This window comes from Gemmatimonadaceae bacterium (assembly GCA_036273715.1).
In the GTDB taxonomy this organism is placed as follows: domain Bacteria; phylum Gemmatimonadota; class Gemmatimonadetes; order Gemmatimonadales; family Gemmatimonadaceae; genus JADGGM01.
In genome coordinates this window covers 1-19,113 of the sequence record DASUHB010000069.1, presented here as the reverse complement: position 1 = coordinate 19,113, position 19,113 = coordinate 1, and the positions used below count along the sequence as shown (strand labels likewise).

At 65.8% G+C, this 19,113-nt stretch carries 19 protein-coding genes and 1 tRNA gene; 17 read left to right on the top strand and 3 right to left on the bottom strand.

What is annotated here, in order from left to right; translation table 11 throughout:
* Nucleotides 1–2 precede the first annotated feature (2 nt).
* Genes nrfD through VFW04_16045 form a run of 4 tightly spaced genes read left to right on the top strand, consistent with a single transcriptional unit; the run spans nt 3 to nt 4,051 of the window.
* Nucleotides 3–1,454 (top strand): NrfD/PsrC family molybdoenzyme membrane anchor subunit, encoded by a 1,452-nt coding sequence (nrfD, locus tag VFW04_16060; GenBank protein HEX5180845.1) that lies wholly within the window; start codon nt 3–5, stop codon nt 1,452–1,454.
* A complete protein-coding gene (locus tag VFW04_16055) occupies nt 1,454–1,954 on the top strand; it encodes a DUF3341 domain-containing protein (GenBank protein ID HEX5180844.1) in 501 nt (166 codons plus the stop codon). The genes nrfD and VFW04_16055 overlap by 1 nt, the downstream gene beginning before the upstream one ends.
* Nucleotides 1,944–2,720 carry a cytochrome c gene (locus tag VFW04_16050; protein HEX5180843.1) on the top strand — a complete coding sequence of 259 codons (777 nt, stop codon included), beginning with the start codon at nt 1,944–1,946 and terminating at the stop codon, nt 2,718–2,720. Before VFW04_16055 ends, VFW04_16050 begins: the two co-directional genes overlap by 11 nt.
* Nucleotides 2,717–4,051, top strand: coding sequence for a hypothetical protein (locus tag VFW04_16045; GenBank protein ID HEX5180842.1), 1,335 nt, complete (start codon nt 2,717–2,719; stop codon nt 4,049–4,051). The genes VFW04_16050 and VFW04_16045 overlap by 4 nt, the downstream gene beginning before the upstream one ends.
* A gap of 455 nt (nt 4,052–4,506) precedes the next feature.
* Here the strand turns inward: VFW04_16045 and trxA are convergent, their stop codons facing one another.
* Nucleotides 4,507–4,962: a thioredoxin gene (gene trxA, locus VFW04_16040; GenBank protein ID HEX5180841.1), complete on the bottom strand. Its 456-nt coding sequence runs from the start codon at nt 4,960–4,962 to the stop codon at nt 4,507–4,509.
* A 108-nt stretch (nt 4,963–5,070) separates the two neighbouring features.
* Between trxA and VFW04_16035 the strand changes: the two genes are divergently transcribed.
* Nucleotides 5,071–5,143 (top strand) — tRNA-Ala (locus VFW04_16035).
* 98 nt (nt 5,144–5,241) lie between these two features.
* On the top strand, nt 5,242–6,762 hold the full coding sequence (locus VFW04_16030) for a CopD family protein (protein HEX5180840.1): 1,521 nt from the start codon (nt 5,242–5,244) through the stop codon (nt 6,760–6,762).
* Here the strand turns inward: VFW04_16030 and VFW04_16025 are convergent.
* Nucleotides 6,681–7,742, bottom strand: coding sequence for a sensor histidine kinase (locus VFW04_16025; GenBank protein HEX5180839.1), 1,062 nt, complete (start codon nt 7,740–7,742; stop codon nt 6,681–6,683). The genes VFW04_16030 and VFW04_16025 overlap by 82 nt on opposite strands.
* Nucleotides 7,743–7,844: 102 nt before the next feature.
* Here VFW04_16025 and VFW04_16020 point away from each other — a divergent pair, with 102 nt between their 5' ends.
* Together VFW04_16020 and VFW04_16015 are read left to right on the top strand one after the other, a co-directional pair.
* Complete coding sequence (locus VFW04_16020) at nt 7,845–8,513, top strand: response regulator (GenBank protein ID HEX5180838.1); 669 nt, start codon at nt 7,845–7,847, stop codon at nt 8,511–8,513.
* A 75-nt stretch (nt 8,514–8,588) separates the two neighbouring features.
* The gene (locus VFW04_16015; GenBank protein ID HEX5180837.1) at nt 8,589–9,077 is read left to right on the top strand and encodes a redoxin domain-containing protein; all 489 of its coding nucleotides are present in this window, start codon (nt 8,589–8,591) and stop codon (nt 9,075–9,077) included.
* Nucleotides 9,078–9,114: 37 nt separating this feature from the next.
* Here the strand turns inward: VFW04_16015 and VFW04_16010 are convergent, their stop codons facing one another.
* Nucleotides 9,115–9,693: an Hsp20/alpha crystallin family protein gene (locus VFW04_16010; GenBank protein HEX5180836.1), complete on the bottom strand. Its 579-nt coding sequence runs from the start codon at nt 9,691–9,693 to the stop codon at nt 9,115–9,117.
* Between the two features lie 357 nt (nt 9,694–10,050).
* Here VFW04_16010 and VFW04_16005 point away from each other — a divergent pair, with 357 nt between their 5' ends.
* The 9 genes from VFW04_16005 to VFW04_15965 all read left to right on the top strand — a co-directional run bounded on the left by VFW04_16005 (nt 10,051) and on the right by VFW04_15965 (nt 18,809).
* Complete coding sequence (locus VFW04_16005) at nt 10,051–11,538, top strand: ATP-binding protein (protein ID HEX5180835.1); 1,488 nt, start codon at nt 10,051–10,053, stop codon at nt 11,536–11,538.
* Entirely contained in the window at nt 11,535–12,890 is a 1,356-nt protein-coding gene (locus tag VFW04_16000) for a sigma-54 dependent transcriptional regulator (protein HEX5180834.1), read from the top strand. Before VFW04_16005 ends, VFW04_16000 begins: the two co-directional genes overlap by 4 nt.
* A 16-nt stretch (nt 12,891–12,906) precedes the next feature.
* Nucleotides 12,907–13,575, top strand: coding sequence for a response regulator transcription factor (locus VFW04_15995; protein HEX5180833.1), 669 nt, complete (start codon nt 12,907–12,909; stop codon nt 13,573–13,575).
* 16 nt (nt 13,576–13,591) lie between these two features.
* The gene (locus tag VFW04_15990; protein HEX5180832.1) at nt 13,592–15,076 is read left to right on the top strand and encodes a HAMP domain-containing sensor histidine kinase; all 1,485 of its coding nucleotides are present in this window, start codon (nt 13,592–13,594) and stop codon (nt 15,074–15,076) included.
* A 167-nt stretch (nt 15,077–15,243) separates the two neighbouring features.
* The gene (locus VFW04_15985) at nt 15,244–15,957 is read left to right on the top strand and encodes an energy transducer TonB (protein HEX5180831.1); all 714 of its coding nucleotides are present in this window, start codon (nt 15,244–15,246) and stop codon (nt 15,955–15,957) included.
* 50 nt (nt 15,958–16,007) lie between these two features.
* Nucleotides 16,008–16,754: a MotA/TolQ/ExbB proton channel family protein gene (locus VFW04_15980; protein HEX5180830.1), complete on the top strand. Its 747-nt coding sequence runs from the start codon at nt 16,008–16,010 to the stop codon at nt 16,752–16,754.
* Between the two features lie 29 nt (nt 16,755–16,783).
* The gene (locus tag VFW04_15975; protein ID HEX5180829.1) at nt 16,784–17,257 is read left to right on the top strand and encodes a biopolymer transporter ExbD; all 474 of its coding nucleotides are present in this window, start codon (nt 16,784–16,786) and stop codon (nt 17,255–17,257) included.
* A gap of 17 nt (nt 17,258–17,274) precedes the next feature.
* Nucleotides 17,275–17,679: a biopolymer transporter ExbD gene (locus VFW04_15970; GenBank protein HEX5180828.1), complete on the top strand. Its 405-nt coding sequence runs from the start codon at nt 17,275–17,277 to the stop codon at nt 17,677–17,679.
* Nucleotides 17,680–17,990: 311 nt separating this feature from the next.
* Complete coding sequence (locus tag VFW04_15965; GenBank protein ID HEX5180827.1) at nt 17,991–18,809, top strand: hypothetical protein; 819 nt, start codon at nt 17,991–17,993, stop codon at nt 18,807–18,809.
* Nucleotides 18,810–19,113: the final 304 nt, after the last annotated feature.

The following is a 19,113-nucleotide window of genomic DNA, read 5'->3' as shown; positions in this document are numbered from 1 at the left end:
ACATGGCCACTGTCGCACGACCGCGAGTCCAAACCGGGCCTAACATACCGGAAGCGAACATTCAGCTTCCGTCGGTCGAGACGTACGACCAGGTCACCGAGGAGATCCGCCGCACTCTCAATCCGACCAAGGCGTGGCTCGCCGGCTTGTTGCTGGCGGTCGTCTGCCTGCTGATCGGGCTTGGCGCCTGGATGTGGCAGGTGTACATGGGCCTGGGCGTGGCAGGATATTCGCCGCCCGTCATGTGGGGCGTGTACATCGTCACGTTCGTGTTCTGGGTCGGTATCGGACACGCGGGCACGCTGATCTCCGCGATCTTGTATCTCTTCCGCGCGGGATTCCGCACCACGATTTACCGGTGCGCGGAAGCGATGACCGTGTTCGCGATCATGACCGCGGGCTTGTTCCCGATTCTTCACCTCGGGCGCCCGTGGAAATTCTTCTGGCTGATCCCGTACCCGAACTGGCGGCTCATCTGGCCGCAGTTCAAGTCTCCGTTAGTCTGGGACGTGTTCGCGATCCTCACGTACCTGACCGTTTCGGCGACGTTCCTGTACCTGGGACTCCTGCCCGACTTCGCCGCCATCCGGGACCGCGAGCGCGATCCCCTGCGCAAACGGATCTACGGGGTGCTGTCGTTCGGATGGCGCAACTCGGACCTCGAGTGGCGGCACTTCGCGCGCGCGTATCTGTTCCTGGCCGCGTTCTCGACGCCGCTGGTGCTGTCGGTGCACTCCACGGTGTCGTTCGACTTCGCCATGGCCAACACGCCGGGCTGGCACGCGACGTTGTTCGCACCGTACTTCGTGGCCGGCGCGATCTTCTCCGGCATCGGCATGGTGTTCACCATCATCATCCCGATCCGGCGCTGGTTCAACCTCAAGCATTACGTCACGCTCAACCACCTCGACGCCGCGGCGAAGCTGTGTCTATTCACGGCACTCGTGGTGGCGACGGCGTACATCACCGAATTCTTCATCGGCTGGTACGGCGGCAACGAGATCGAGCACTCGTTCTGGTACAACCGGGTGTTCGGCCAATGGTGGTGGGCGGCGTGGATCATGCTCACCTGCAACACCATTCTGCCGCTCACGCTATTCTGGCAAAAACTGCGTCGCAATACGACGTGGCTGTTCACGCTGTCCTTGTTCATCAACCTCGGCATGTGGTTCGAGCGCTTCGTGATCTTCGATCCGTCGCTGTCCCACGAATTCGAGCCGTGGCAGTGGACGCGGTATGCCCCCACGTACATCGACTGGGCGATTCTGTTAGGCAGCTTCGGGTGGTTCGCGATGTGGTTCCTGCTCTTCATCAAGAACTTCCCCGTCGTCGCGATCGCCGAGATCAAGGAGATCATCCCTCCGCCCCTCAGAGTGGCGCACGCGGTGGAAGGCATCGACGTCGCGGGCATGCACCTGGAGTACGAGCCGGAGACGCCGGGGGAGCGCGACTGATGGAAGGCATCGTCGGAGTATTCCGCGAGCTCGACGCGACGGTCGATGCGGTCGCAGCGGTCAAGAAGCTCAAGGCCGGAGACATCCGGGTGTATTCGCCCGCGCCGCGCCACGAGCTGGAGCACTTGCTGAACACGGGTCCGAGCGTCGTCCGCCGCTACACGCTCATCGGCGGACTGCTCGGCGCGACGTTCGGCTACTGGATTCCGATCTGGATCTCGGACTACTGGCCGTTAGTCGTCGGCGGCAAGGTGGTGCCGTCGTGGGTGCCGTACACGATCATCAGCTTCGAGGTCATGGTGCTCATCGGCTCGCTCGCGACGGTGCTCGGCTTGTTCGTCGTATCGCGCATTCCGCGCATCACGATGACGGTGGGCTACGATGAGCGGTTCAGCAACGCGAATTTCGGCGTGTGGGTGGAATGCCCGCCGGACCGGCAGACCGACGTTTCAGATACGCTCAAGAAGCACGGGGCGGTGGAGGTGCGCGGTGAGCGGTAAAGCGTTAGGCACGATGCGCGTCGCGCTGCTGCTCGCCGCGACCGTCGCGGCTACCGGCTGCGAGTGGTTCACGGATTTCAAGCAGCAGCCCAAAATCAAGCCGTGGCAATGGCAGTATGCCGGCGACACGGTGACCCCGATGCGCGGCACGCCCATCTACTCGGTGCCGCTCACCGGAAATCCCGAACCGGCCTACGTGGTGTCGTACCAGCAACTGCCGGGCACGATCGACTCGATGTCCAACTTGCAGAATCCGCATGCGCCGACCCGCGCGTCGTTGGACAACGGCCGCAAGTATTTCCAGATCAACTGCGCGGTCTGTCACGGTGCATCCGGCGCGGGCAACGGCAGAGCGGTGCAGTACGGCGTGCCCGCGCCGAGCTTGCTCACCGATGTCACGAAGAACCGTACCGACGGCTACATCTATGGCATGATCCGCAACGGCCGCGGGTTGATGCCCACGTACGACCGCATCGAAGACATGGATCGCTGGGACGTGGTGAATTACGTGCGCGCGCTGCAAGGCAAACTCCCCGGTGTCACCGCCGACACCTCGCCCCCCGGGTTCCCCGGAGAGAACGGACGCCAGGTGCCGGGCTACACGCGCACCGGCCCAACGCGACCGGCCCCGTACCGTCCGCAGGATGTCGCGGCGTGGATGTCGGAGCTCGAGGATACGGCCGCGCTGCCGCCGCAGGCGGCGACACCGACCGACAGCGTTAGCACCACCAAGCCGTCCGCCGCATCCAAGGGAGGCCGCCCGTGAGCTCGCACGCGACGACCGATCGAGACATGCCCAGCCGCGAGGAACTCGTCCGGCTGACGTCCAAACCGATGCCGCCGTGGGTCACGACGTGGAGTGCCATCTTCGCCATCATCGGACTCATCGTATTCCTGATCGGCGCGTTCACCGGACAGGATCGCATGTGGCAGGCAATGCACTTCAACTGGCTGTTCTTCGCCAGCGTGTCGCAGGCGGGCGTGATCGTGGTCGCGGTGCAGCGCATCACGACCGCGCGTTGGTCGCGCACCATCGTGCGGATGATCGAAGGCTACGTAGCGTTCATGCCGGTGGCGTTGCTGCTGCTCATCGTGATCATCCTCGGCGGCAAGCACATCTTCCCCTGGTTTTCCGGCGAAGCGCCGATTCCCGAGAAGCGGTTCTGGCTGAGCCCGGGCTTCTTCGCCGCGCGCGAGATCGGGATGTTCCTCATCCTCACCGTGCTCAGCCTGTGGTACATCTACAAGTGTGTGCGGCTGGACGTGGGCGTGTTGCCTAACGACTTCGGCGCCGCCTGGGCCAGGGGCATTCGCGACCGCATGCGACGCGGGTTCGGCGAGGAGCGCCGCGAGATCCACTCGACGCACTCAATGCAGGGCTGGCTGGCCGTGGTCATGTGCCTGCTGTTCAACTTCTTCTATCTGATGCACTCCTGGGATCTGTCGATGTCGCTCGACATGTACTTCCAGAGCACGATGTACGGCTGGTGGTTCTACATGGGGGCGTGGCTGGCCGCGATCATGTCGTGGTCGCTGCTCGTGATGTGGTGGCGCAGACACCTGGCAGCCGAAGAGCTGATCACCGAGCACCACTTCCACGACCTGGGCAAACTGGGGTTCGCGTTCACGGCGTTCTGGGGCTACCTCACGTTCGCGCAATACCTGGTGATCTGGTACGGCAACATGCCGGAGGAGACGCACTGGTTCCACGGCCGTCTGGAAGCGCCCTGGGAGTGGGCGACGCTCGCGATCGTCTTCCTGGCGTTCGTGATTCCGTTCTTTGGCCTGTTGTCGCGCGCGGCGAAGGTGTATCTGCCGACGTTTTTCATCTTCGCCCTGAGCAGCGTGGTGGGCATCTGGCTGCTGCGCTACATCGAGGTGTATCCGTCGCTGCACGCGGGCGCGCCGCATTTCCTCTTCGGGATCTGGGAGATCGGCATGACGCTCGGCTTCCTCGGTCTGTGGGGACTCAGCTACCGCGCGTTCATGGATGCGTTCCCGCGCGTCCGGGTGACGCTCATGACGTCGCCCTATCGCGACGAGGTGCAGGTGCCGGTGAATCCGGACACGATGGAGCCGCTTCCGGCGCACGAGTAGCCGCGCCCATCGTCACAGGGCCGCCGTTAGGCGGCCCTTTTTTTGGGGAAGCAGGTCGGTACACGTCGGCGCACTATGGCCGCTGGAAGAGCGACGTGAGGGCTAACTGGAGGCCTGTGTGGAGAGCTTCTTCGCTCTGGTGTGAAGGATAACCACAAGGATACAAGAGATGGGGTCGGTGCATATGCAACCTCAACGACGCGTCGTTAAGCGTGGAGGTGCGCCGACCCCATCTCTTGCATCCTTGTTCTTATCCTTTTGAGCTTTTGTCGTAGATCCCTCCATGTGGCGTTTGGGCGGAGCCTCGCCACGCGGTCACTGCCTTCGCGCCTCAGGGCTCAGTACGCCTCGTGTCGTGTCCGCTGTGACCGTGCTGTGTCCGCGTCTTCATGAGCGTAGCACTCTGCCCGTCCGGCCTCCGGTTCGATCGCGAGGGCGAAGACGGTCGAGCGAGGCTACTTCGACGCCAACGCCTCGAGGCGCGCCTTCGGAACGGCGCCCACTTCGCGCGCGACCTCGCGCCCGTCGCGGAAGAGAATGGTGGTTGGAATGCCGCGCACGTTGTATTGCTGCGATGTCAGCGGCGCGCGATCCGTGTCGAGCTTCGTGACTAACAGAGCGCCCTGATGGGTCGCCGCAACTTCATCGAGCAGCGGCGCCATCATCTTGCAGGGTCCGCACCAGTCCGCGTAGAAGTCGACCAGGACGGGCACGTCCGTCTCGGTAATCGTGCGCTGAAACGACTCGTCGTCGACCGCCAGCGGCCGATCCAGGAGCAGGGGACGCGCGCAGTTCCCGCACTTGGGCCGGTCGCTCACCCGCGCCGCGGCGACACGGTTCCACGTGCGGCAAAATGGACAGCGCACGGTGAGATGCTGCGTCGACGCCGCGGTATCTGGCTGGGTGCTCATCGCCTGCTCCTGCCGAAGGGACTTCGCGAAACGTAGACCCGTCGCACGAACGGTGGAAGCATGCTCTGGCGCGCGCGACGCGGGCGATTTTATCTTTCGTCTTGCATCGGGGCGTTAGCTCAGTTGGGAGAGCATTCGGTTTGCAACCGAAAGGTCGCGAGTTCGAACCTCGCACGCTCCATCGCCAATCATCCCAGGCCTGGCGGATGCAGTGCCGCCGGGCCTTTTGCGTAGTCAGTCTCCGCCCACTCGCAACGCGGAGGAGCGCCGCTGAATTCATTGGCCGCCCGGCGCCTGCGTCGCGCGCGCATTGCGTCGTTCGTCGCCGTGCTTCTGGCCGGCCTCGCGATTCCGCGCGCGGCGTTTGCGCATCTCATCCTCGTGTCGAGCGCGCCGCCCGCCGGCTCGACGCTCGACGCAGCGCCCGCCGCGGTCGGCCTGTCCTTCAGCGAAGATCCGCAGCTCGCGCCAACGCACATCGAAGTGCTGAATGCTGCCGGCGCGCGCGTCGACTCCGGTCCGCCGCGCCTCGTGCAGGTTCCGAAACACACACTGACGGTCGGGCTCATACACGCGTTGCCGCCGGGCAGGTACACCGTTCGTTGGCGGACCACGTCCGACGACGGACACCCGGTGCACGGCTCGTTCGCGTTTACGATCTCGGCTCATGCGGCGGCCGTCGCGCCGCAGGCGTCCGCTGCGCCCCCTGCGTCGCCGCCGCCCGACACGATGACGCCGTCGCCCGCTCCTCCATCGATGGCCGCAATGGACACGAGCTCGGCCGGCGGCTTCGACGTCGAGTCGTTCTGGTATGTCGCCGTGCGTTGGCTCGGCTTCGTCGCGATGCTTGCGTTAGTCGGATCCATCGTGCTCGCGCGGTGGGTGACGCCGCGCGCGAGCGCCGGCCGCGCCGAGCTGGCCGGGCGCGTGGACAGTCGCGCCGCCGGTGTGCTCCGTCTTGCGGCTGCGCTTCTGGTCATCGACGCCGCGCTGCGTCTCGCGGCGCAAATCGCCGCCCTGCGCGGCAATCCGCCGATGCCGGTGGACGTGGGCGGCGTCGTGACCACGACGGTGTGGGGCTGGGCGTGGCTGCTGCAGGTCGCGGCAGCGATCATCGCGCTTGCCGCAGGCGTCCCATCGCGGCGCGCGGGGACCGCGCACTGGCGGTTCGCCGAGGTGTGCGCCGTGCTCCTCGCGCTGTCGTTTTCGATGAGCGGACACGCGGCCGACGCCGGATCGTTGCGGGAACTGGCCGTCTGTGCGGACGCGCTGCACATCCTGGCCGCCGGGGCGTGGTTAGGCACGTTGTTAGGCGTGGCGCTCGTCGCCATGCCCGCCTGCCTCGGGCAGGACCCCGGCGCGCGGGGACCGGCGGCCGCGGACTTCGTCAACGCGTTCTCGCCGGTGGCGCTGGTGTCGGCCGGCGTAGTGGTGGCCACGGGCGTCATCGCCGCCTGGCTGCACCTGGGCAGCTGGCACGCCTTCGTCGACAGCGACTACGGGCGCACGCTGCTCATCAAGCTCGCGCTGGTCGCGACCGTGTTGGCGCTGGGCGCCATCAACTGGCGCCTCATGCGGCCGTCGTTAGGCAGCGAGGCCGCGGCGCGGCGGCTGCGCCGCTCCGCGGCCCTGGAGCTCCTGGCCGGGGCGGCCGTGCTCGCGGCGACCGCCGTGCTGGTCGCCTCGAGCCCGCCCGCCGACATGCAGATGAGCGCCGCTCAGTCGGCGCCTGCCGCGCCGTCGCCGGCCGCGGCTGGAATCGCAATTCGTGCCCGCGTCCCGCACGCCGATGGCACGTAGGACAACGAGCCGCCCAACTCGTTCTGCACCACCGCCCGCACGATCACCAAGCCGCTGCCGCTCGCGCTCGTCGCCGGCATGCCGCGTCCATCGTCTGCGACATCCAATTCGACGGCGCGACCATTCTGCCGGATCGTGACGTCGACCGTCTGCGCATCGGCGTGTTTGAGTGCGTTGGTGATCAGCTCGTTGAGCACGATGGCCACCGCGCTCGCGCTGCGCGCCGGCAACGTGGCGCCGCCAGTCACGTCGCAGCGCACGCGATCGCCGGCGCCAAACACATCGAGCGCGCCGTTCGCCACCGCGCGCGCGAGCGACGCAAGCTCCACTTCGCTGGCGTGCGGCAAGAGCGAATCCTGCAGCGCCGCCATGCTGCGCAATCGGGCGATCGCGACGTCGAGCGCTTCGGGCAGCGCGCGCGGCGGCGCGCGATGGCGCTCGAGCACCAGCAGCGCCTGGATCGCCGCAAGATTGTTTCGCACGCGATGCTGCAGCTCGCGCAACAGCAGCGCGGTGGCCTCGGCGTCGCGCCGCGCGCGCTCGTACAACCGCCCATTCTCCGCTGCGAGCTCCGCCAGCGTGGTGCTCAAGCGGACCATCTCACGCTCGGCGTGCCGGATGCGCACCAGCTCTTCGACGCGGTCGGCCACTTCGGCGCACGGCGTGGATGCGCGCAGCCACACGTCTGGCGCCGCACCGTTAGGCCGCTGCCGCGGGGCCGCCGTGAGCGCCACGATCGGCAGCAGCGGCATCTGAAAGCGGGCCTTGAGGCGGCGCGCGATCGGCAGCACAATAGGACGAGTCGCGGCGACGATCACGGCTTCCACCCGCTCGTCCACCGAGTCCACGGCATCGGCGGGCGTTGCGTGCGCGACGCGAAAGTCCATCCGCTCGAGCGCACGGGCCAACGCACGCGTCGTCGCCGCGGCGCGCACATTCGCTTTCGAGGGAGCCACGATCACGATGCGTGCTTCGGACATGTACGAACTCGCTGGTCGACCGGCTAGAACGGACTCAATGGAGTCGAGGGTCCGTGTCTTGCAGGCTGTACGTCAATTCAAGATGCCACGCCGGAGCCACCATTGCCATCGCCGCTACGAATCTTGATCGCCGAGGATGAGAGCGTCACCGCGCTGGGCCTCGAGCAAGATCTGCGCTCACTCGGCCACAGCGTGATCGGCATTGCTGCCGACGGCGTGACCGCCGTCTCCATGGCGCGCACCCTGAGCCCCGATCTCGTGCTGCTCGACGTCCGCATGCCCCATCTCTCGGGCCTGGAAGCGGCGGAACGGATCCACATCGACCGGCCCGTCCCGATCATCATCGTCACGGCGTACAGCGACGCCGAGACGTTGGGCCAAGCGGCAATGCTGCCGGTGTTTCACTACCTGGTAAAGCCGGTGACGGCCGCCCAACTGAGCGCCGCCATCGCCATCGCCGAAGCGCGGCACGAAGAGTGGATGAAGCAGCGCCACGAGACCGACGACCTGCGCAAGCGGCTCGAAGATCGGAAAATCATCGAGCGTGCTAAGGGAATTCTCATGGAGCGCGACTCGATCAGCGAGAGCGCGGCGTACAAGGTGCTGCAGCGCACGAGTCAGAGCCGCAACATGACGATGGCCGAGCTGTCGCGCAGCCTGCTCGCGGCCGAAGAACTCATTCGCGCGCCGTCGAGCGCTGCATCGAGCGCACCGCGCGTCGAGCCGCGGCGAGAGGCGACCCGCGAATCACCGCGCCGCGAAAGCCCCTGACGCAACGGCCATCGTTGCCGGCGACGGAGCATCGCTCTAGCTTCCGCGCACCCGACCAACGGAGGATAAGCCCGGATGTCCGCACCAGCTCCAACGACCGCGGGCTCGAGCCCGGCCGTCGGCGACGTCGCTCCCGACTTCACCGCTGATTCGACCGCCGGGTCGCCGGTCACGCTCTCCTCGTTCCGTGGAAAGAAGCGCGTGCTCATCGCGTTCTTCCCGCTCGCCTTCACGAGCACGTGCACGGCCGAGCTGTGCGACATGAGCGACGACTTCGACCAGTTCCTCGACAAGGACGTCGTCATTCTGCCGATCAGTGTCGATTCGGTGCCCACGTTGCGCGAGTTCAAGGCCAAGCACAACATGCGGGTCGACCTGCTCAGTGATTTCAAGCGCGACGTGTCGCGCGCCTACGGGGTGTTGATCCCCGAGCGGTTCTTCGCCAATCGCGCGTATTTCCTCGTCGGCACCGACGGCCGCATCGCGTGGCGGCACATCGAGGATTCGCCGGGGCACAAGCGGACCAACGACGAGATCCTGACGCAAATCGCCGCCACGGCGTGAACCGGGGCGGCGATCCCGTGGCGGCGCGGGCGGAAGCCTACCGGCGCGCTTCGTTAGGCGCAGGCTCGGATCCGCTCGCCGCCATGCGCTCGCCGGTCGATGCCGATGGGCTGGATCCGCGCGATGCCGTCTCGCGCGCCGGCTGCGATGCGACTTCCTTCTCGCCATGCTTGGCGATCTCGATCTTCCGCGGCTGCGGCAGTGCAGCCTTCGGAATGTCGACCGTCAACAGACCGTCGTGAAACGACGCTTTGATCTGCGACTCATCGACGCCGGCCGGTAACTGGAACGACCGGAAGAACGAGCCGTAGCTCCGTTCGACCATGTGGTAGCGGTCCTTCTCGTCGTGTGCGCGCTCGGAGCGCTTCTCTCCAGTAATCGAGAGCACACCGTTCTCGACGTTCACTTCGACGTTTTCCGGCTTGATGCCCGGCAGCTCCACGTCGATGGCCAACGACTTCTCGGTCTCACGGACGTCCACCGCGGGCGTCCAACGAGACCGCTCGCTGCCTCCAGTCATATCGTCGAACAGCCGGTCGATCTCACGGCGGAGCCCGAACAACGGCCGCGTTTCGCTGCCGAAGAACGGAACGAGTGAGCTTCCACGGTACGCCATAGATAATCTCCTGTGATCAGGGTTGCGCCGACCCGCAAAGCAACCGGCGTACCGGAATTTGTTGCCGATTTTGCCCGATTCGCTGCCTGGCTGACAGGCAACTGTCGAATTCGCAGGAAGATGGGCGGCGCCGAGTTCTTCGGTCATCTTGTCCGTCGGTGGGTCTGTGCCTTAGGTTAATGAGTCCTGCCAATTCGAGGATCCGTGCCTCGTCAATCACGTGTGGCGCCGTCGGATGCTCAAGTCGATAGCTCGTGCAGTGAACTCCTGCTTCTGATCGCTTCGCTCGCACAGCGACTCGCGAATGGAGCGGCGGCTTCAGCGCTTTCCGACCCGCTGGATGATTTGCTCGAGACCTTGCGATCCGGTCTCGATCTGGATGAGTGCTCGCTGTGGCGTGTGTCGTCCGACTCGACCGAAGAGGGCGCCGAGCGGTTGGCGCGTGCGCCGGGTGGAACCATCGAGCTCACCGTCGATCAGCTGCCGGCGCCGTACGGGACACGCGCGGGGCGGGCAGCCGATGTGATCGTTCTGACGCCGCTTGGCGGGTCGCATCGCGATGGCAGCGGCGGCACGTTGGCGACGATCCGGGGTGCTGCGCTGTCGCCGCTCGAACGCACGGTGCTGACCACGGCAGGATTTCTGGTCGGGTCGGCGCTCGCGTCGGATGAGAGTGCGCGGCGCGCCGCGGAAGCGGTGGTCGAGCGGACGCGGCAGATCGACGAGCAGCGCCGGTTCATCGAGCGCATCGTGGATTCGCTGCCGGTGGGTCTGTACGTGGTGGATCGCGAGTACCGCGTGCACGCGTGGAACCGGAAGCGGGAGACCGGCCTGCAGGGCGTGCTGCGCGAGGAAGCGTTAGGCCGCACGATCTTCGAGATCTTGCGCCGCCAACCCGCCGACATGCTGCGCCAGGAATTCGATGACGTCTTTCGGACCGGCGCGATGACGCAGTTCGAGATGACGTCGACGGCGGCGGGAGAGCTGCGCACGTACCGCGTGTCGAAGATTCCCATGCGCATCAACGACGCGGCGGTGACGCACGTGATCACCATCGGCGAGGACATCACGGAATGGAAGCGCGCGCACGAGCGCGTGGCCGAGGCCCAGCGGCTGGCTGCGTTAGGCCAGCTGTCGGCCGGCGTGATGCACGAAATCAACAATCCGCTCGCCACGATCGCCGCCTGCGCCGAGAGCCTCGCCTTGCAGCTGAACGAGAGCGGCGTGCCGGCGCCGTTGCACGATGCGATCGCCGAGTACACGCACATCATCGATCACGAAGTGCATCGCAGCAAGCGCATCGTCGATGGCCTGCTCGACTTCAGCCGGCCGCGCGGCGACACGCGCGAGGTGGTGGATCCGAACGACGTGGTGGAGCACACGCTGTTCCTGCTCAAGCACCATCCGCGCTTCAGGCATGTTCGCGTCGAAGCGTCGCTCGAAGCGGATGCGGAGCCGCCGGTGCTCGGCAGCCGCGAGCAATTGGCGCAGGTGCTCATGGCGCTCTTGCTCAACGCGAGCGACGCCATGGATGGCGCGGGCCGCGTCGCGATCCGGAGCCGGAACGATGCGCCGGAGTCCGGCGTGGTGATCGAAGTGGAAGACCAGGGGCGGGGCATCGCCGGCAGCGATTTAGGCAGGTTGTTCGAGCCGTTCTATACGACCAAGTCGCCGGGCCGGGGCACCGGTCTCGGATTGTCCATCTGCTACGGCATCGTGGCCGATCATGGAGGGCGCATCGAAGTGGAGAGCCAGCTCGGTGTGGGCAGCACGTTTCGCGTGCACTTGCCGGCGGCGCAGGCCAAGCCGACGACGGACGGCCAGGGCAAGGAGAAAACGACATGAGAGGCGACGCACGAATCAAGGTTCTGATCGCGGAAGACGAGCCGAATCTCGGCGCGCTGCTGGAGAAATTTCTCGCCGGCCGCGGTCACGAGGTGCGCACGTTCACCGACGGGCGGGCAGCGTTAGACGCGCTGCGCGCCGAGGCGTTCGACGTGGCACTGCTCGACATCGTGATGCCGGAGCTCGATGGGTTGGAAGTGCTCCGGCAGGTTCGTGAGGACGTGTCGCCGCCGGAGGTGATCATCATCACCGGCAACGGCACGATCGAAACGGCCATCAGCGCGATGAAGCTCGGCGCCTACGATTACCTGAGCAAGCCGTATCGCATGGCGGAGATCGAAGTGCTCGTGCGCCGCGCATGGGAAAAGCGCCAGCTCTCGCTCGAAAACACGCTCTTGCAGTCGCGGTTGGCGCGGGCCGACGCGGTGCCGGAAGTGGTGACGCAGTACGCGCCGATGCAAGCGGTGCTCGCCCTGGTGGAGCGCGTGGCGAAGAGCGATTCGGCGGTGCTGGTGTCGGGCGAGAGCGGCACCGGCAAGGAGCTCATCGCGCACTCGCTCCACCGCTTGTCGCATCGCGCGGCCGGTCCGTTAGTCGACTTGAACTGCGCGGCGATTCCCGACGACTCGCTGGAGAGCGAGTTGTTCGGCCACGAGCGCGGCGCGTTCCCGGGCGCGGTGGCGCGGAAGCTCGGGCTCTTCGAGCTGGCGTCGGGCGGCACCATCTTCATGGACGAAATCGGCGCCCTCGATCAACGGCTCCAGGGCAAGCTGCTGCGCGCGCTCGAGCTGGGGAGCTTCTATCGGGTGGGCGGCACGCAGAAAGTGCATACCGATCTGCGCGTGGTTGCGGCGAGCAATCAGGATCTGGCGCAGCGCGTAGCCGATGGAACGTTCCGCAGTGATCTTTACTATCGCATCAATACGATCAGCATCACGCTGCCGCCGTTGCGCGAGCGGACGGTGGACGTGCCGCTGCTGGCGGCCCATTTTCTGGCGCAGTTCGGCGGGCCCACGGCGCCGACGCTGGCGCCGGATGCGCTCGAGGCGATGCAGCACTACGCGTGGCCGGGCAACGTGCGCGAGCTGCGCAACGTGATGGAGCGCGCGGTCTTGCTGGCGACGAACGGGGTCGTCCACGCGGCGGACCTTCCGTTAGGCGGGCCGGCCTCCGGCGGCCGGGCTGCCGAGCCGATGGTCCCGCTCGACGACGTCGAACGGCGCCACATCGAGTCGGTGTTGACGCACGTGAACTGGCACCAAGGCAAGGCCGCCGAGGTCCTCGGTATTTCGCCCAAGACGTTGTATCGCAAGATTCGCGAATACGGGTTCCACCGACCGACGCCCGGATGACTGAGCGACGCTGGCAATGAAGATTCTGGTAATCGAGGATGATCCGACCGTTGGGCAGTACGTCAAGCGCGGGCTCGAAGAGCAGCGCTGGGGCGTCGATCTCGTGCCCGACGGCGAAGAGGGCGAACGGCGGGCCCATTCGGACGCGTACGATCTCATCGTGCTGGACATGCGGCTGCCCGGCCGATCGGGCATGGAAGTGCTGCACAACCTGCGCGCGCGCGGCTTTCAGCGCCCGGTGCTGGTGCTCACCGCGCAGGACGCCGTCGACGCGAAGGTGCAGGCGCTGCGCGCCGGCGCCGACGACTACGTCACCAAGCCGTTCGCGTTCGAGGAGTTTCTGGCGCGCGTCGAAGCGCTGAGCCGCCGGCCGCTGGCCATCGCCGAGCCGCAGCTGCGGGTGAAGGATCTCGAGCTGGACAAGAACACGCGCACCGTTAGGCGCGCGGGACGCGACCTCGAGCTCACGCCCAAGGAATACACGGTGCTGGAGTACCTGATGCGTCACACGGGGCGCGTGATGAGCCGGACGCTCATCACCGAGTACGCGTGGGGCTATCACTTCGATCCAGGGACGAACATCGTGGACGTGGTGATCAACCACCTCCGCAAGAAGGTCGACGCGAACGCGCCCGTGAAACTGATCCACACCGTCCGCGGTGTGGGCTACGTGATACGCGAGTGATGCGCGGAGGATCGCGGTGAGAAGCATTCGGGCCCGCCTCACGATTGCCTACGCGGGCGCAATGGTCGGCACGATGGTGGCCTTCACCGCGGCGCTGTGGACGGCGCGCCGTGCGAGCTCCTACGAAGAGCTGTCCAAGCATGTGCTGGCGCAGGCGAATCTCGCGTCCAACATCATCGAGCAGGCGAGCAAGTCGGGGCCCGTCACGGTGACGAAGGACACGCTGTCGGGACCGATTCTCTCGCCGACGCTGCGGACGCTGTTCGAGGGCATGGAAGGGTACGTGCTCGTCCTCGACCCGAGCGGGCGGCTGCTGTACGGCTCGTTCGCCTACCTGCGCCTGTCCGAAGACGACCGCGCGACACTGCAGCGCGAGGCGATCTCGGTGAAGCCGGGCGGCCAGGGCGTCCTGCTCGATCTCGACAAAGACCGCCTGCTGCTGGTGGCGGTGAACGAAGACATGGACGTGCCTAACGTTCAGCGCGTCGTGGCCGCGGAGTCGGTCACCTCCACCGACATCGCGATTCGCGAGCTCATCGGCACCAGCTTCGCGGTCGCGCCGCTCCTGCTCATGGCGTCGGTCGGGCTGGCGTACATCATCGCCGGGCGTGCGTTCCGTCCCGTTGGGCAGATGATCAACGAAGTGCAGGCCATCACCGACGGGCGCAGCCTGCACCGGCGTCTGCCGATCGACGATGCCAACGAAGAGATGGCCCGCCTCGGCATCACGCTCAACGAGATGATGGAACGCCTCGAGAAGTCGTTCGCGGCGTTGCGCAGATTCACCGCGGATGCGAGCCACGAGCTCAAGACGCCGTTGGCCGTGCTGCGCGCCGACGTCGAGCGCTCCATGAGCGGCGCGTCGACCCGCGCCGAACGGATGGTGGCGCTCGAGGAAGCGCTGCACGAGACGACGCGGATGGCGGATCTGGTGGAGAGCCTGCTCACGCTGGCGCGGGCGGATGAAGGGCGCTTCGATCTGCACCGCGAGCGCGTGGCACTCGAGCCGCTGGCGCGCGAAGTCTACGAGACCGCGACGATTCTGGCCGAGCCCGCAGGCCTAACGGTGACCATGGCCGAGCCGGCGCGCGTGTCGGTGCTCGGCGACCGGGCGCGGCTGCGCCAACTCTTCCTGAACCTCACCACGAATGCGATCAAGTACACGCCGCGCGGCGGCAGCGTGGAAATCTCGCTCACATCGTACGAGCACACCGCCGCGTTCTCGGTGCGCGACACCGGCATCGGGATCTCTGCCTCCGATCTGCCGCACATTTTCGAGCGCTTCTATCGCGCGGATCGCGCGCGCTCGCGCGGCACGGAACGATCAGGGTTCGGTTTGGGACTCGCCATCAGCCAGTGGATTGCCGAAGCCCACGGCGGCACCATCTCCGTCAGGTCGCGATACGGGCGCGGCAGCACGTTCACCGTGACTCTCCCGGTGCCTGACGAAGAACCGGACCACGTCTTGCGTGACCGCGCCGAGGGCCCAGCCGCAGCCTGAGCAATGCTCGGCGCGCACAGCGCGGTCACGGTTGGTCGTTCGGGAAAAATAACATCGGCTTCACGGTTTCTTAATGTGGCCGGCATTACCGGCTCATTTGCCGCCGGTAAAGTTCTCGAAGCGTTACGGACTGGTGTGGAACCCTTCACAGCGGAGCGTGATCGAGCATGTTCACCACGCTGCTCGAATCCAAGCCCAAACGGGACAAGAATCCGGGCGGTGCCATCGCAAGCGTCATCGTGCACGCGGCACTGATCGGACTTGCCGTCGCGGTCACGTTGAACGCGGGCCTGCGCAGCGAGAAAGAGCACCGGGAAGAGGACGTCAAGTTCGTCCAAACCAAACCGCCTCCACCGAAGCCGGAGCCGCCGAAGCCGCCGCCGCCGCAGACGACGGTGCAGCCGCCGCCTCCCAAAGGCTTCCAGGTGCTGACGCCGCCGATCAACATCCCGACCAAGATTCCGGATGTCGACCTGTCGAAGGCGGTGACTAACGAAGCCGATTTCTCCGGCAAGGGCGTCGAAGGCGGCACCTCGAAAGGCGTCGTCGGCGGCAAGGGTCCGGTGAACCCGGATCAGACGTATTTCGAGTTCCAGGTCGAGAAGCCGGCGTTGGCCAAGGAAGACAATCCGAAGCCGCAGTACCCGAGCATGCTGGAGAGCGCGGGCGTCGAAGGCGAAGTGCTCGTGCAGTTCGTGATCGACACGACGGGCAAGGCGGACATGAGCACGTTCAAGGTGCTCAAGTCCTCCAACGACCTGTTCACGAATTCCGTGAAGAACGTGCTGCCGCGCATGCGGTTCTATGCTGCCGAAACCGGCGGCCGGAAAGTGAAAGAGCTCGTGCAGTTCCCGTTTTCGTTCGCGAAGCCCAAGCCGTGAAGCTGGGTGTCGTAGGTTCACCAATCGCACACCGTCGGAGGACCTGATCCATGAGTCTGTCGCTGGTATCCATGTGGGGCACGATGGGGTGGTTCGCCAAGGGCATCGTGTTCGTGCTCGCGATCATGTCGATCTTCTCGCTCACCATCGCGATCGGGAAGTGGATCCGTCTGCGGAAGGCGCAGTCGGAGACCCGCAAGTTCGCGCCGGAGTTTTCGCAGTTCCTCGAGGAGGACAACCTCAACGAGGCCATCAAGCTCGCCGAGAGCTACAAGAAATCGCACGTGGCCCGGGTGTTGGGCGGTGCGTTAGGCGAAGTGAAGCCGCTGCTCCAGGACGGATCGGTGACCGTGGCCGACATCAACTCGGCCGAGCGCGCGGTGGAGCGCAACATGTTGATCATCGTGTCCGAGCTCAAGCGCGGTCTGGCCGTGCTGGCGACGGTCGGCGCCACGGCGCCGTTCGTCGGACTGCTCGGAACGGTCATGGGCATCGTGAACGCCTTCCAGGGCATGGCGGTGTCGGGCGCCGGCGGGTTAGGCTCGGTGTCGGCCGGTATTTCCGAGGCACTCATCACGACGGCCTTCGGCCTCATCGTCGCCATTCCGGCGGTGTGGTTCTTCAACTACTTCTCGACCAAGATCGACAACCTGTCCGTCGAGATGACGTACACGTCGAAGGAAATGATCGACTACCTGATCAAGGGTGTGGCCGGCGAGTTCGGCCGGTCGCGGTTCACCCGCGAGTTCAACGCCACCTCGGCGTCGAGCTCTCAGGGCGGCCCGATTTCCCAGTAGTCGCCACTCACTGATCGAGGAGTCGAGTCATGGCGATGTCGTCCACAGGGTCGAGCGGCGCGGTCAAAGCGGAGCCCAACGTCACGCCGTTGATCGACGTCATGCTCGTGTTGTTGATCATTTTCATGATCGTGACGCCGCTCATCAATTCCGGCTTCCAGGCGCAGCCGCCCGATGGCATCAACATCAAGGCGCATCCCGAAGAGAACGATGACGTCGTGCTCGGGATCGATGCGTACGGACAGTACTATCTGAACAAGAAGAAGATCGAGAACTCGACGCTGGCCGCGCGCACGCGGGACATCTTCAATGCGCCGGGCCGGCAGGAGTTCATCATGTACCTCAAGGCAGACCGGAACATCAAGTACGCCAAGGTGCTCGACGCGATCGACATCATCGAGCACAACGGGGTGCGCGTGCTGGCAGCCATCACCGACCAGACGCCGGGAACCCGCTCCACGGTGCCGGGCGACATCTTGTCGCCGACGCCTAACAAACAGTAGGACAGGAGACCGCGACCATGGCTATGTCAGGCGCGAACGAGCGCGGCCTCACCAACGACATCAACGTCACGCCGATGATCGACGTGCTGCTGGTGCTGCTGGTGATCTTCATGGTGGCCGTCCCGCTGGCGCGGAAGGCGATCGATACGCAGCTGCCCGATCCGAATCCGCCACCGACGACACCGCAGCCCAATCCGGACCAGATCGTACTGCAGGTGCTGCCGAACGGCGCGTACAAGCTCAACAGCGAGGATGTGCCGAAGGCGGCCCTGGCCAAGAGACTGCACGACGTGTACGACGGGCGCCCGGACAAGATCATCTTCGTGAAGGGCGATACGGCCGTGACGTTTCAGGATGTGATTCACGCCATGGACGTGGCGCGCGGCGCGGGAGTCAAGATCATCGGTATTCCGCCCAAGTAACTCGGATCGCTCGAAGAACCGAGAACGGGCTCGCCGCGGCGTTTGCCGGGCGAGCCCGTTTCGCGTGGCCGGCCGTGCAGCGCCGATCTCGGACGACTTCTTTTGAAGCCGTGTCGTCGCAGGATCCGCACTGGCTCACGCCACCGGTCGTCTCGTCGGCGTCGCAGGACACCTCGAACGCAAAGGCCGGCCTTATGTGGAAGATCATAAAGCCGCCGATTGCTCCTTTTCCGTTATGTTGAGGGAACCTCGAGGTCGTGCTCGAATAGGATCGTGCATGGAGGTGGCCCATCGCCAACTCGAACCGCGCTGTGACGAGCGCACCTGAGCCGCGGCCCATGCCGCCGTACCGGCCGCCGATCGGCGTTCCAACCGAGCGGCCGGGGCGCTGGGGGTTGCTCGCCTCGCTCGTGATCCACGCGATAATCATCCTGCTGCTGATCGGCGGCATCGTTACGGTCGAGAAGGCGGAGATCGCGCGCGGCGCAGGCGGATCAGGGCCCGCCGGCGGTGGCGGCGGTGGCCGACTCGGCCTGGGTGGCCAGCGCGTGATCCAGCAGCGGGTCAAGTACATGCGACTCGCGACGCCCAAGCCGGCGGTGCCCAAGCCGCAGCCGATCACGCCGCCGGTGGTCAAGAAGCAGCCCAAGCCCGTCGTGAAGAAGCCGGTCGTCCAGCCGACCGTCACGCCGGCTGAACAAGCGCCGACTCCGACGGCGACGGCGCCGACCGTTGTCGCGGTCGCACCTGCGGCCGGCGCCGGGACTGACGGTTCTGATGGCGCCGGTCCGGGCACCGGAGGGGGTGTGGGCGCCGGCAACGGTCCTGGCCGCGGCTCGGGGAACGGACCGGGCACCGGAGGCGGTGAAGGCACGGTGTATCCCGCGACGCCCGACTTCGCGGTGATCCCGCCATTGCCTGTTCCCAAAGGATTGCACGGGAAGACGGTGCAGCTGCGATTCACGATCGATCAAACTGGGCGTGTGGTGAAATTCGAGTTCGATCCGACCGGTGACTCCGGCTACGACCACGAGCTCAAGTCGAGGCTGTCAGAATACCACTTCAGGCCTGCGCACAAGACTGACGGAACGCCCGTGGCTTCGGTGTTCGTTACGGAGTTCATCCTTTAAGGCGGACAAGGCCGGTAAGGCGGACAAGGCCGGACGATCCGGACACGGCCGGAGAAGGGAGTTGTCCGGCTTCCGGCTCGGTCCGCGTTGTCCGCCTCATCGGTCCGTCCCGCTCCGGCTCTGTCCGTGTTGTCCGCCTTCCGGCTCCGTCCGCGTTGTTCGCTTTCCGGCTTTGTCCGTGTTGTCCGCCTTCCGGCTCCGTCCGCGTTGTTCGCTTTCCGGCTTTGTCCGTGTTGTCCGCCTTCCGGCTCCGTCCGCGTTGTTCGCTTTCCGGCTTTGTCCGTGTTGTCCGCCTTCCGGCTCC